The sequence below is a fragment of the Megalodesulfovibrio paquesii genome (genome assembly GCF_054653055.1).
On sequence record NZ_BAAIGQ010000005.1, the window covers coordinates 992,778 to 1,005,398 of the forward strand.

10 protein-coding genes and 1 tRNA gene are annotated in these 12,621 nt (G+C 52.5%); 6 read left to right on the plus strand and 5 right to left on the minus strand.

What is annotated here, in order from left to right:
- Window positions 1–221 precede the first annotated feature (221 nt).
- The 4 genes from ACYQ00_RS11075 to ACYQ00_RS11090 all read left to right on the plus strand — a co-directional run bounded on the left by ACYQ00_RS11075 (window position 222) and on the right by ACYQ00_RS11090 (window position 3,883).
- Window positions 222–914: a hypothetical protein gene (locus ACYQ00_RS11075; protein WP_460032176.1), complete on the plus strand. Its 693-nt coding sequence runs from the start codon at window positions 222–224 to the stop codon at window positions 912–914.
- A gap of 28 nt (window positions 915–942) precedes the next feature.
- A complete protein-coding gene (locus ACYQ00_RS11080) occupies window positions 943–1,677 on the plus strand; it encodes a hypothetical protein (RefSeq protein WP_460032177.1) in 735 nt (244 codons plus the stop codon).
- A gap of 9 nt (window positions 1,678–1,686) precedes the next feature.
- Window positions 1,687–2,715, plus strand: a complete 1,029-nt coding sequence (locus ACYQ00_RS11085; RefSeq protein WP_460032178.1) for a hypothetical protein — start codon at window positions 1,687–1,689, stop codon at window positions 2,713–2,715.
- Window positions 2,716–2,797: 82 nt separating this feature from the next.
- The gene (locus tag ACYQ00_RS11090) at window positions 2,798–3,883 is read left to right on the plus strand and encodes a hypothetical protein (RefSeq protein WP_460032179.1); all 1,086 of its coding nucleotides are present in this window, start codon (window positions 2,798–2,800) and stop codon (window positions 3,881–3,883) included.
- Between the two features lie 556 nt (window positions 3,884–4,439).
- Here the strand turns inward: ACYQ00_RS11090 and ACYQ00_RS11095 are convergent.
- Window positions 4,440–5,507, minus strand: coding sequence for an AAA family ATPase (locus ACYQ00_RS11095; protein ID WP_460032180.1), 1,068 nt, complete (start codon window positions 5,505–5,507; stop codon window positions 4,440–4,442).
- Window positions 5,508–7,149: 1,642 nt separating this feature from the next.
- Between ACYQ00_RS11095 and ACYQ00_RS11100 the strand changes: the two genes are divergently transcribed.
- Both ACYQ00_RS11100 and ACYQ00_RS11105 read left to right on the plus strand, forming a co-directional pair.
- A complete protein-coding gene (locus ACYQ00_RS11100) occupies window positions 7,150–7,695 on the plus strand; it encodes a recombinase family protein (protein WP_460032517.1) in 546 nt (181 codons plus the stop codon).
- A gap of 4 nt (window positions 7,696–7,699) precedes the next feature.
- Window positions 7,700–7,852, plus strand: a complete 153-nt coding sequence (locus ACYQ00_RS11105; protein ID WP_460032181.1) for a hypothetical protein — start codon at window positions 7,700–7,702, stop codon at window positions 7,850–7,852.
- A 1,043-nt stretch (window positions 7,853–8,895) separates the two neighbouring features.
- Here the strand turns inward: ACYQ00_RS11105 and ACYQ00_RS11110 are convergent.
- From ACYQ00_RS11110 to ACYQ00_RS11125, 4 genes are all read right to left on the minus strand, one after another.
- Entirely contained in the window at window positions 8,896–10,671 is a 1,776-nt protein-coding gene (locus ACYQ00_RS11110; RefSeq protein WP_460032182.1) for a tyrosine-type recombinase/integrase, read from the minus strand.
- 113 nt (window positions 10,672–10,784) lie between these two features.
- Window positions 10,785–10,878: transfer RNA gene (locus ACYQ00_RS11115), tRNA-Ser, on the minus strand.
- Between the two features lie 44 nt (window positions 10,879–10,922).
- Entirely contained in the window at window positions 10,923–11,486 is a 564-nt protein-coding gene (tadA, locus tag ACYQ00_RS11120) for a tRNA adenosine(34) deaminase TadA (protein ID WP_460032183.1), read from the minus strand.
- Window positions 11,483–12,304, minus strand: a complete 822-nt coding sequence (locus ACYQ00_RS11125) for a phosphoribosylformylglycinamidine synthase subunit PurQ (RefSeq protein WP_460032184.1) — start codon at window positions 12,302–12,304, stop codon at window positions 11,483–11,485. Before ACYQ00_RS11125 ends, tadA begins: the two co-directional genes overlap by 4 nt.
- Window positions 12,305–12,621 lie beyond the last annotated feature (317 nt).

Below are 12,621 nucleotides of genomic sequence, written 5' to 3' on the forward strand. Positions count from 1 at the left end.
ATCAGCACTCCGCAAGCTGCAGACTGCAAGTGCGCAGGTGGGGAAACTCTGGCCGGCAAACGAATTTTTCTCCCCTCCACAGGCGTTTGATAGCGGAAGAACCGCCTGTTTTTTGTTGCCGGGTTGCAATCATCTATTGTAGATAGCTGAAACGCTCGGAATATGGTGTGCGGAAATACGTCCCGGCGCGTTCTTCCCCTTTATTTCGCGAGGTTGACTGGATGAAGCGTTTCCCTGTGCAATTCGTGATGAGTGTGGTGGCCATTGGGCTTTTCGCCGTCTCCATTGCGCATGCGCAAGACCCGGTGGCTGATGTCCAGGCCCGCGCCGGCGCCTTGGCCACATGGCGGGAGCAATGCAATGATCCGAATCCGGATTTGCGGCTGGCATACATTGAGGCCGCCATTGCCAGCGGCGATGTGTCCATCCAGCGCATTTGCATTCGCCAGGCCCTGGAAAGCGACAACGCCGACATCCGCAATCTCGGCCTGCGGGCCGCGCTGGCTTCCACTTCGCAGATTACATTCTCCACGGAGATGCCAAAGGGACTGGCTGCGGCGTATAAGGCCGCGGGGGATGATGAAGGAAAAATCAGAAATGTCGAAGACCGAACTGACGACAGGATATATAAACATATTCGAACTGGCATGGCCTTTGTTATCCAAAAGGCATCTATCGAAAAAGGGCAGTCAGAGTGGTTTCCCTTGGTAGCAAATGCAAATTCGGATAGCAGGTTTACCGGCAAGGCGATTGTTACTGGTTCATCGATTCATTGGGTCGGCAGTATTTTGATTGGCGGGGGGCAATCAAGGAAATGCGTTTTAGATGTTTCAGCAAAATCCGGAGCGAAACTCAGCGGGACTTTAAATTGCGAAAATTCAGATCCTTTCTCCATTTCTGCAGAATTGTTATAATAAACTCTGCAACGAGAGGTGTGTGACAATGCCAAGCCCTCATCTCCTCTCCCGACTGCTCGTTGCAGTGCTGGCTTTCTGCATGGTGGCTGCATCCGGCAACTCTGCAACGGCCCAGCCTGTTGCAGAAATCGTAGCCGATCCTGGCAGCTTCAAGGAAAATTTTGACAGTGCCGTGCCAGTGTCCGGGAGTGTCATTGTGGGAGTGCGGTTGGGGGAGGCGGAGGGCAATGTCGCGGTGCAAGACACGCAGCTCGTGCTTCCCACGGCAACGGATGTCTGCGTCCGGGTGGTCACCCGCGACGGGCGTTACTCCGCCAACAACGTGTACAGGCTCCCCGCCCCGGTGGCCGGCGCCAACCGGGTCCGGCTTTCCCCGGTCACCCTGCATTATGCCCAGGCGCTTTCGGATTACAAGAAAGACGACCTTGCCATCTGCGCCTTTGCGGCCCACAACGGTTCCTGCGCACCTGCCCAGGTGGCCTATCTCCCGCATCTGGCAGATCCCCGGCAGCCGGGGCAGCATCTGAACATCCTGATCAACTCGGGCGCCCGCTACAGTGCCGTGCTGGTGCGAAAAAAGCAGCAGCAGGTACGCTGCCAGGCCATTTCCCAGGGCTCAAAGATTGCGTACGATCAGAAATGTCAAATCCCGCTGGAGTATCTCTCGGAAGGCCCAAACGAACTTACGCTGACCATGGATGACGGTTTTGACGAGGAAGCGGTGCGTTTTCAGGTCATGCTGCCCCGCAATACGCAATAGGAATGCGCCATGATATTCCCGTGGCTCCGCAATCGCGCCAACGCGATGCAGCTGTGCTGGAAGAATAGGACATGCATTGATCTTGTAGGTGCGCGACAGCTTCTGTGGAGTGGCGTTTTTGCCGTTGCAGTTGTCATCGCTATTAACTTTATTCCTTCCAACAAACCGTATGTGGTGATCGACGCAACATCCGAAATGCTGACCTACCGCGTTCGTCGGCCAGGCATTGCAGCCTTCCCCCTGGTGGACGCACGGCTGCGAGGGGAATTTGCCACCTGCGCCTGGCCGACCATGCCGCTACCCGCCGAAACGGTGACCGGAAGTGTGGAACCAGCTGCCGGCAGCGTAGTCAGATATCGTTTCACGCCGGATCGCATTGCCATTGATGTGGATGGCGGCAACCGCACGGCAGGGACAATCACACTCGTCAACGGGACCTCATATCAACTGCCGAGCCGAATAGCGGCAGTGCTGGCCACGCAAGGCAAGGCGCTCCGCCCACTGCCCGTTGCCGGACCGGCAGAGATTGGCCGGGAGTTCGGCTCCGGCACGTCCGCGGGCGGGCTGGCCGGCAAGGGAAGCGATTTTATGTATGGAGGAAGTATCAAGGTATATGGCTTTGCCCTATTTCCTCCCTTCAGCGGCGCCTTGTACTCTTCTGGTGCGGATTTTGCCCTGCCTGCGGGAGGACGGCTAACCTCTGGAGATGATTTCAACCCGCTGTCGCCCCAGTCCACCGCGGCACCGTGGTTTGGTATCGCCGAGCCGGTCGAGAAAGGCTTTAGGATTTCAGCCACCACTGTTTCCTCTGATGTACGCATGTATCGTCCCGGCGCAACAGGAGAAGTGGAAACCTTTGCCCTGAGTTTGCTGACGCGCATCTTTTATGATCCGAGTCTGGCTGTTGTCACATTGTTTTTAAGCACGTTTGCATTTCTCATCCAACCGTTGAAAACATTGCTTGAAGTGAAAAAAACAGTCCAGGACCAACAGAATACGTCCCTCAACCATGACGCGATGCAGAATGATGCGGAATAACCACTCCAACATCCGGTTCCCCTCCTCCTCGGTGCATGCTGTACTGGCGGGTTTGTTGTGCGCAGTGCTGCTGTGTTGCTGTGTGCCCACCATTGCCCAGGCGGAAAGCGTTCTGATCCGCACCAGGGCAGGTGGGGAGGGGCAGGGTTGGCTTTTTGGGGCGCATGCCGGGGAAAAATGCTGGATTGCAGTCCCCGCGCATGTGGTCATGTCGCCCGAAACAGGCGCCCTGGAGCCGTTTTATTTCTTTGATAACAGTGGCAAAACGGGCGAAAGCGCCATGCCCTTTTCGGCTGCGCCAGAAGCGCAACAGACAACTGCCGACCGGGAAGCTCAGGACCTGGCGTTTGCCAGAGTGCGGCTCGGCAGAAATGACGGCGCCTGCCATTCGCGCCTCGGGCTTCCCGGCTATGCGTATCAAGGGATTCTTGGGAAACGTGAGGGTTTTGCCGTCGCCAGCATGCTCAGGACCAGTGCCGGTACATTTGGTGTCACCTTGGAGCGAAAGTCCATCGACAGTCACGGCGGCGCTGTTATCGAATTTGCAGTGGAAAAAACCGATGCGGAAAAGTTCCTTCGCAAAGGTCTCAGTGGTGCAACCGTGAGCGCAACAGATGGCGGAAAGATACAGCCAGTGGCCATGGTTCTGAAAATCCAGGAAGACCAGACAACCTTGCGCGCCCTGCGCTATGACTACATTAAAACACGGTTTGATACCATAAAATTGCCAGAGGAACCGGAATACCGCAACAGTGCAGACGACGGCACCCTTGCGTTTACCATGATGCAGGCAAGTTACCTGCCCCTTTCCGGCGACAAGGGAGTAAGCAGCCTGAAGGAAGAATCCGGTTGCTGGAAAGCTGCTGCCCTTGGCGGGCAACGGACAGTGGAGCTTATTATCGGGGTGAGCGGTTCCATTTCCAAAGTGGAGACGCTCGAAGTGCTGCAGTCTGAAGCCTGCAGCGGCACTCCGGTCAAACTCTGGATAGATCAGCGTTCTTCTTCTGCTGGCTCATGGGCATATGTCACGGAAGGAGTCAGCACACCCAGCACCAGCCCCCCAGGCGCCAGCACGCCAATCCGCATCAACCTTTCGGGCCCCAGGGAATTGCGCCTCCGGTTCGACGCCTCCCGACCTGTCGCCATCTCCAGCCTGCGCCTGCGGTAATGGGCCCGGCACCGCAGGCCCGAACCGCCAAAGCCATGAAGCCTCGCATGCCACAAAAATGGATACTGAAAGTGGACACCCGCGCTTCTGGAAGGCTTGGGGCATAGAGAAGGCAACAAAAAACCCGTCGTTTGACGGGCTTAGTAGTTCCTGGCGGAGAGGGTGGGATTCCTTAAGTCTCCCCCTCAAAAACTACTATAACCCTCTAAAACCAAAAACCTTTCAGTAAGTAGCAAATGCCCGGTGGACATGATGAATGCCCTCAGAATATGGCGCTGCATGGTGTCTGTCAATTCGAATCCCGTCTAAGGATTCGAACCCGTGGCGCATGCATAGCCCTGCATAAACCCGGTTTTCGTGCCTTCCTAACTCACTGGAATTTTTATACTATGCATTATGCATCCCTATAAGAGAAAGACATAATGCATAGCATAAATTCCTGTTCCGGAGTAGCAAAGCTACAAGAGTAGCGAGAGCATACAGGGACTCTCTAGCTATCTTTACTGTAGTATCTCGCTATATTATAGCTCATTTCTCTGCCCATACCCAGTGTTTTTTACAAGTCTTCATCCACTTCCCCAGGCTCTTCACTCTCCCCATTGCGGAGGCTTCTAGCTTCGTCCAAACACTCTTTCCATGCAGCTTCCGTAATAAGTTTAGCCTGAATCGCTGCTCGTTTCTTTCTGCTTACTGTAGCTTGATCCCATCCTAAAGCCTTACCTACTTCCGTTTGATTGATGTATTGAAGCGTTCTAACTGCAGCAACTAACTTCTGTAGTTCATAGTTTTCAGGAAGACCGTGTTCCCATTTAGGTTCATTATTAAACACATCTTTTGTCAATCTCACCTCCAAAGGACGAGTCCTTTCATCTCTCTCCTGCCTGTACTTCTCCCATTCAAGGATGAAGGACAGTCCTTTATCATCCAATAAGTTGTTTCCTGCTTCCCCTAACTTCAAGATTACTTCAAACGTCGTCCCAAGTTTTGAAGAGCCTCTAAAACTCGTTTTATTCTTTCCCGTATGATGCACCAATATACAAGCAATTCCTGCCTGTTTGAACTTCATTAATAGTTTAAGAATGTCATTAAACGCCGAAGCGGCATTTTCATCTTCAATGCTTGCCAATGTAGACAGATTATCCAAGACAACCAAGTCATACGGTTTCCCTTTTAGCTCCCCTTGTTGTGGTCCTTTCCTTGTCATTTCAAACAGTGTTCCTTGTCCTTTCTCTTCTGCCAAGTCGGGAAAGCCTGTCTTTGCATCCTGTTTATTCCTGGCGAGGGTATCTAAGTTTTGCTCCGCTTTTTGAAGATCAATCCCTTCAATTGTCTTAACGAGCATCCTAGCTCGTTTCTGTATGTCTGCAATGTGCATCTCCCCATCAACATACAAAACACTTCTAGGCTTAGGTGCATCCCATCCCAGGAATTTTCCTTGTCCAGCTATTGCAAGGCATAAACTAAAAGTGAACATGGACTTACCTAGACCAGTAGGCGCATAAATCAATGCACTCTCCCCATCTTGAAGCCAAGGGCATATCAAGTGCTCTCGTACTGGCAAGTCCATGTCTAACAGTTCCCCAAGGGAACAGACAGTCAATTCCTTTTGTTCTTCTCCCTTCATCAAGTCTTCCAATCTCCCTTTGATAAATTGTTATCCCCGCCCTTAAACAATCAATCCCCTTACGGCTGTTCCCCCCGTCCGGGGTACGGAAGGGGGGCAGGGGGGCAGGTGCGCCTTAATCACTTACAACGTCCCAATAGAGTTCCCATGCCCCCCAAAAACATTTATCTCCTCCCCATTCTACTCCACAGGCTCTCTCACTCTCTGTAATGCCTTTATTTCTTGTTCTAACCCTCCTGTGCGCCTCTCCACTGCATCTGTATAAACCTCAATAGCCCTCCGTACGAACGTCGTATAAGACACCTTACGTCTCGTTTTAGACAAGAAACACTCTTGCAGCCTTTCCAGCCGTTGGCGTGCCAGTCCATCTAGTTGAAAGCCAATCGTGCTTCCTCCACTGCTTCTTAGATGAAGAATGCTCACACGTCTTCCATTCTTCCAGAATGGTTTGATAGTATCATCCTTTTCCATATCTTCATTCCTTCATACTTTTGATTTCATTTAGTGTACTTCTATCAGCGAAAGTGACATAAAGAACTGTCCACTACAAATAAACTTGCATCGATTCTCAGCCGTTCTCAAGCGCAACTCCATTCATGGGCTCTGCTTCATGTTTTTTCTTTCCTTCGCTCCTAGAGCCCTTTCTGTGCGAAATAAGACCCGCCAAGCGAAGAAGTTCTATGTACTCTTTCACTGTGAGCTTTCTTTTCCTTGGTGGCGTCTTCCCTAGTCTATGCAGCCACAACTGACAATCTTCCTCCTGACAGGTTTGAGGGTCAGCGTCTGGATCACACAGAAGACAGTGCTCCTTGATTAATTCCTTCCCTCTCTGTGTACTGCAATCAGGGACTTTACCAGACCTCGCTTCATGGAGCAGACAGGGTAGTGTGCTTGTCCTAGTCGCCTGACAGTCTTTGACCGCTTGTTCCTCGCCTCCCTGACAAGCCAGACAATAAGCATGGATTGCCTTGATAGGGTGCGTCTCCCTTTTGTATGGCCTCTCTTCATTCTCCTGCATCGTCTTAAGTTCCTCCTGTAGATTGTTAGTTGAGTGGTTATCCTGCACAATGCCATGCCTGCCATCAGTCTTAAATTGTTTGAGTCTCCCGATTGCATCCTTTTCCCTGTCCCCATCCCTCAATACCTTCTATTTCGCACAGAAACAGCCCTAGAATCGATTTTATACTGCAAGACGGCTTCTAGTCCATCTTTCCTTCTAAAATCGATTCTAGGGGCATTTATGGGCGAAGTTCTCTTTGACGTCTTCCCCTGCGTAGCATGGTCATAAGGGCTTGCTGTAGCTCTATCAGCGAAAACAGCAAAAAAGGGAGAGGATAGGCTACCGCTCCAGTCTCCAAGGTTTCCCCTGGAGAACTTAAGGAAAAGGGGCAGGGCGGAAGGGAAGGGATTGGTAGCCTATCGACAGGGAGAAAAAAGGAGGGCGGACAAGAAAACCAGGTTATATGAAAAGCAAGGTTTTGAAGTAGACATTAGGGTAAAGTCTATTGTCCAGTGGACAAGGCGTCTGGAAGCCCTTGACGTTTGGACGTGTTTCAGGCAGCTTCTGACAAGTCTAAAGCTCTAATATCCACTAGAGGAGGTCTGTCATTCTATGTCCCACGGAGAAGCACCCCACGTCGTCATGGCTTATTGTCGCGTATCCACCCTGGATCAACACACTGAGATTCAGGAGGAAGCCTTACGGAAAGCCTACCCTCAAGCCCTCATCTTCACAGAGAAGGCGTCTGCCACGTCTCTTGACGGAAGACCTGTCTTAGAAACGGTCTTGTCTTCTCTTCAGCCAGGGAGCAAAGTAGTGGTCTGGAAGCTGGACAGACTAGCTAGAAACCTTGCGGATTTGTTGGCAATAGTCCAAAGAATCACGTCTCAAGGTGCTTCACTTGAAGTCTTGGATCAACGTATTGATACGGCCACTGCCGCAGGGAAAGCCTTCCTTCAAATGCTAGGCGTTTTTGCAGAGTTCGAGAACAATCTAAGACGTGAACGCCAGCTTGCCGGGATAGCCAAGGCCAAAGCCCAAGGGAAATACAAGGGAAGGACTGTCCAATACAATGAAGCACTTGTTCGGCAGTATCTCCAGGAAGGGAAGTCTCATCGTGAGATAGCTTCTCGCCTTGGTTGTTCTACGAAGACTGTGCAACGTGTCGCCAAGAAAGAGAAGGAGTAACCCCATGGCCAAACGTCCCTCTCCTAAGACTAGGCCTGTCTCTTCCTATGTTGGTTGGGAAAAGAAACAACAAGAGGCACGTTATAGAAGTGAGTCAGAGTTCAGATGGATGGTAGCTGTCATCTTTATCGTGGTCATTTTCAAGTTGTTTTTCTAAGAACGCCACGCCTTATTCCTTTGCCAAGCTGACTCACCCTTTTAACTCCAAGGAAACCAGTTCCCTCCTACCTGTCTCCTGTTCCAAGGGGGCATAGGGGGAACTGATGGGGCAGGCTAAGATGCGTCACCCTCTCAAAAATCTGCAATAAAAATCCCCGCATCTTTGCCCCACCACCTGCAAGCTGGTACATGCCGTGTGTAGTGTTTCTTGTAGGGCTGAAACAAGGAGGTCACAATCCCAGGGACTTCACGCTGGAGAGGTCAGCTTAGGGACTGGTCTAGATGGGGGAGAAACACGGTGCGTTTTCTCTATAGGTCAGCAGTTCCGGGAACAAAAGTAACTCCTTGGTTTCTTTGGACATTTAACCCTAATTGATAACGTAATCGTATAATTTTAAGGCATTTCCTAATAAGATACTGTCAAGCTATTTTTTCAACAATACTAAACATCTTTGTTTTTCAGCTAGTTAATGGTCGTTTTTCCCCTGTCCGACTCTGCTTTGTCATCCTACCTTCTTTGCCGTCTTTCCCCCACTAATTGAGAATCAGCCCTCCCAGGAGAAGAGAAGGGAGGAACGCTTGCACCTGCCTTCCTCCCTTCCCAGTCTCCACAACATGCTTACAAGTCTTCGTCCTTCGGAAGAGCCGTAAGGCGGCAGGTTCCTTCCTGGATGTTCCTTGCCTCCTCATGCATAGGGAGTGCTTTGATTTCATCCAGGAAGGACACAAGGCGCCTCTTGATGTCTTCTGCAAATTGTCTCGTTCCAGCTTGCACGTAGCATTCCCTCACCGTCTGTCCATCCCGTGACAGATCAAAATAAATAGAATTGTCATCGGAAAAAAAGTCCATCATGAGTTGCATATGCTTCACTGTGTCCTGCCTATGGTGGAAGGTGATAGGTGACTGTCTCCCTCCACATGAGAGAGACGGGGGAACTGTACCATGAATCAGCCCACAGTCAAGCATAATATTAAAAAATCACGTAACGTCTAACTAGTACGTTGAGCGTTGAGGGTAGTAGACGTCTCATTACATCGCTGCTACGGTTGTTTCAGTAGTTCATTGTTCCATTTACTATCCACTAAGGCAGTAAGGTCTAGTCCTTTGTAGTGAAGCCTCTCAATGGCTTCCTTAAGCTGCAGTGGCTCTAGTCCTTTTAGGTATCTTCCTGCGGTCTGCCCTAGTTGTGCGTGGCCTGTAAGTAGATCAATCGTATTGAGTTCCACCCCGGCCCTAGCTAGTTTTGTGGTGAAGGTATGCCGGAAGGAGTGAAAAACCTTCTGTTTTGAAGCAATTCCTGCCTTATGTTCTTTGTACCGTCCAAACCACTTCCCTGTACTGTCGGCGTAATCTCCATCCCTAGGAGTTAAGAGGGGGAATAAGTGTGTGTGCCCTTGCTCTTTCAGTAAGGAAAATCTCTTAGGTAGGAAGAGCTTTTCTATTAAAACGTGGTGCAGTGGGATGATACGTCTTGAAGATTCAGTCTTGAGAGACTGTCCTTCCCCGGAACCTGTTACTTTGAAGCAGAGAATGCCTTCAATGTCTTCTAAGTCATCAACTCTTAGTTGGCATATCTCATTGATTCGCATTCCAGTAAATGCCGCAATAAGAGGCGTCCAGAATCTATTTGTATGGTAAGTTCCTTTCCGTGGTTCAACTCCATCGAGGTAGTTCCCCCCCTCAAAGATTGCTGCTACATCAGTATCAGAGAACATTTCCCTTTCGCTGCTAGCTGCCGCCCTTCTTTTTGGTAGCTTGAAGCTCGCTGTTGGATTGCTTGAAATGTCCTGATTGTCATACAGCCATTTGAACAACTGTTTGACTATGGTAGCTTGATCATCAAAGGTACTGGTGGAGATGGTTGCGCCTTTGTTCTTCTCTATTGCTTCATGCAAAGGAAGGTGTTTTAGCTCTTTAGACTTAGAATAATTCTTCGGGAGTCTTCTTAACTTTTCCCAGAATCCATCAATATCAGCTCTTGAAATGTCTTCAATTGGTTTATCCCCCACAATGGAAAGCAATGTCTTGAAGACAGAAGTATATTTTCTCGTTGTAGCAGGCGCACTAGAATGTTGTGTGCTTACCATGTATCTTGATACAGCTTGAGAGAGAAGCGGAGAGGAAGACAGTGGTTTGTCTTGTTGCTCATCCCTCGCAGAAGAAGAGGCACTAGGCTGCATTCTGTCTCTATCAGGGTACGCCATAAGAACCCTATGGATAGCCAAAGACTCTTCCCTGTAGTCTCCAACCTCCCTCGCTTCCATAATCTCCGTCATAGGTATGAACAACTTAAGAACTTCTCTTGCAAGGTACCTTTGAATGCTTCTTTCTGTGTCTGGATTCAATCCGTTTTCTGTCATGATTCTATTAGCAACATGCTCAACGCCTCTATAATCAGAACGTGCAAGATTCTCTCTGTATTCACTACTAAAGAGAGAATGGATTTCTAGTGCGTCGTCAATGGCGTCTGGTGGGGCAGGCTTTCTCTCCCTCCTGTCTTCCTCATCCCGTTCCAAAGTCTCCAGAAAGAAATTCCTAAGCATTTTATTCAGTGCGAACCTATCCATTCCCGTTGCCCCATTACACAGGTATTTTGCTTCAAAGCGTTGAAACACTTGAAACAGTCTTTGCGCCTTCTGTTTTGCCTCCCTGAGATACGGTGTCTGTAAGCTGTATCGCAACTCTTTTTTCCCTAGGAGTTGCCCGCTTTGGCTTGGGAGTCTCAAGCGGAAGTAATACCCCCCGCCACGGGTGAAGACGTGGGAGGCATAGGGGAACGAACGTGACGTAGATGAGGGGGAAGACAGACCAACCATGAAGCCTCCACATGCCGCAAATGGACACTGGAAATGGACACTCGCGCTCCTGGAAGGCTTGGGGCATAGAGAAGGCAACAAAAAACCCGTCGTTTGACGGGCTTAGTAGTTCCTGGCGGAGAGGGTGGGATTCGAACCCACGTGGAGGTGATTAGCCCCCAACTCGATTTCGAGTCGAGCCCGTTACGGCCACTTCGGTACCTCTCCGCATACTCCAGCTGTGAAGCAGAATTGTTTACAGCATTCCCGCATCATTCGCAAGGGGGAGGATGAGGCAAAGTGGTGGGCGGGGTGCGGCGGCGGGTGCGGAAGAAGGACGAGAGCAGGGCGCCGCAGTCTTCGGCCAGCACGCCGCCCAAAGTCCAGAAGCGATGGTTGAAGAAGGGCAGGGCCGCGCCCGGCAGGTTGGAGACCAGCGCCCCGGCCTTGGCGTCCAGCGCGCCGAAGACCACCCCGGCTACCCGCGCATGCACCAGCGCGCCCAGGCACATCACGCACGGCTCCAGGGTGCAGACCAGCACACTGCCCGGCAGCCGGTAGTTGCCAGCCGCCAGGGCCGCGGCGCGCAGGGTCAGGATTTCCGCGTGGGCTGTGGGGTCGGCTGTGGCCACGGGCGCGTTGTGGCCACGCGCCAGCACCGCGCCCGCCGCGTCCAGCAGCACCGCGCCCACAGGCGCTTCCTCGTGGGCCGCCGCCTGCCGGGCCTGGTCCAGGGCCAGTTGCATCACGGCTTCCCAGTCCGGCCACGGCGCGGGTGGGGCGACAGGCGGTACAGGCAAGAGGGGCGCGGGCAGCGTCAGAGGGCGGCCGATCATTGCCCTTTCAGTGAGGCCACGCCGCGGGCCAGCAGCTCCACGCCCAGGGTGCCTACGGGACCGCGTGTCCAGTGGGGATGATTGGTGACGTCGTTGAAGGCTTCAGGGTGGGGCATCAGGCCCAGGATACGGCCGGAGGGGTCGCACAGGCCGGCAATGCCCAGGGGCGAGCCGTTGGGGTTGTGCGGATAGGCTTCGGTGGGCTCGTTTGTGGCCGGGTCAATATACTGCAGGGCCACGAGCTGGTTGTCCAGAATTTTCTGGAAAATGGCCTCATCCGCCGGCACCAGCTTGCCTTCGCCGTGACGCACGGGCATGTCCAGGAGGTCCAGACCTTTGGTAAAGACGCAGGGCGAGGCCGGATTGGCCCGCATGCGCACCCAGCGGTCTTCGAACCGGGCGGAATCGTTGGGGGCAAGGCTGACCTGGCGCTCGAAATACAGGCCGTCCAGGGCCGGGAGCAGACCAAGCTTCACCAGGAGTTGGAAGCCGTTGCAGATGCCCAGGACCAGCCCGCCAGCATCGAGGAAGTTTTTCAGGTCGTCCAGCAGGGAGCGGCCGGAGACGGTGCGTTCGTGCCGCCAGCGCAGGGCCGCGGCCTGGCCGGCGCCCAGATCGTCCCCGTCGAGGAATCCGCCGGGGAAGAGCAGAAAATTATAGTCCGTGATGCGGATGCGATCCGCCACCAGATCGGGAAAAAAAACAATATCCGCAATATCCGCGCCTGCCTGCAGGGCGGCGTGGGCGCATTCGCGCTCGCAGTTGGAGCCGTAGCCGGTGACGACAAGCGCCTTGACGGACGTGGGAGAGTGGGACATGGCGTTTTGCTTCCTTGTATCCTGTCGAAACTATGCGAAATATTCGATGCGCCGGGGCTGCTTGGGGCAAGAGGGGGCACGTGGGGACTTGACGAAAGGGGGGTCTTCCGCAAAGAATATCCTCCCGAGCGCCGTGCCACCCGCCGCCGTTGTGCACAGTCTTGGCCGGGATTTCAAGCGCCAGTTTCGCTCCCGCGTGCAGCGCCTTCCAGCATGAGCCCAGAGGCGCAGGCTGTTTCGCGGCATGTCCAACCTATTTTGACCAAACCGGAGACTTCCGCGATGAAGAACAGCGGATACTATCGTGGCGGCAAGCC

What these genes read in the sequence shown, in the direction of transcription:
- ACYQ00_RS11100 (WP_460032517.1), top strand. Translation starts at nt 7,150, where the DNA reads ATGGCTTATTGTCGCGTATCCACCCTGGATCAACACACTGAGATTCAG.
- ACYQ00_RS11105 (WP_460032181.1), top strand. Translation starts at nt 7,700, where the DNA reads ATGGCCAAACGTCCCTCTCCTAAGACTAGGCCTGTCTCTTCCTATGTT.
- ACYQ00_RS11125 (WP_460032184.1), bottom strand. Translation starts at nt 12,304, where the DNA reads ATGTCCCACTCTCCCACGTCCGTCAAGGCGCTTGTCGTCACCGGCTAC.
- ACYQ00_RS11095 (WP_460032180.1), bottom strand. Translation starts at nt 5,507, where the DNA reads ATGAAGGGAGAAGAACAAAAGGAATTGACTGTCTGTTCCCTTGGGGAA.
- ACYQ00_RS11085 (WP_460032178.1), top strand. Translation starts at nt 1,687, where the DNA reads ATGATATTCCCGTGGCTCCGCAATCGCGCCAACGCGATGCAGCTGTGC.
- ACYQ00_RS11110 (WP_460032182.1), bottom strand. Translation starts at nt 10,671, where the DNA reads ATGGTTGGTCTGTCTTCCCCCTCATCTACGTCACGTTCGTTCCCCTAT.
- ACYQ00_RS11080 (WP_460032177.1), top strand. Translation starts at nt 943, where the DNA reads ATGCCAAGCCCTCATCTCCTCTCCCGACTGCTCGTTGCAGTGCTGGCT.
- ACYQ00_RS11075 (WP_460032176.1), top strand. Translation starts at nt 222, where the DNA reads ATGAAGCGTTTCCCTGTGCAATTCGTGATGAGTGTGGTGGCCATTGGG.
- tadA (WP_460032183.1), bottom strand. Translation starts at nt 11,486, where the DNA reads ATGATCGGCCGCCCTCTGACGCTGCCCGCGCCCCTCTTGCCTGTACCG.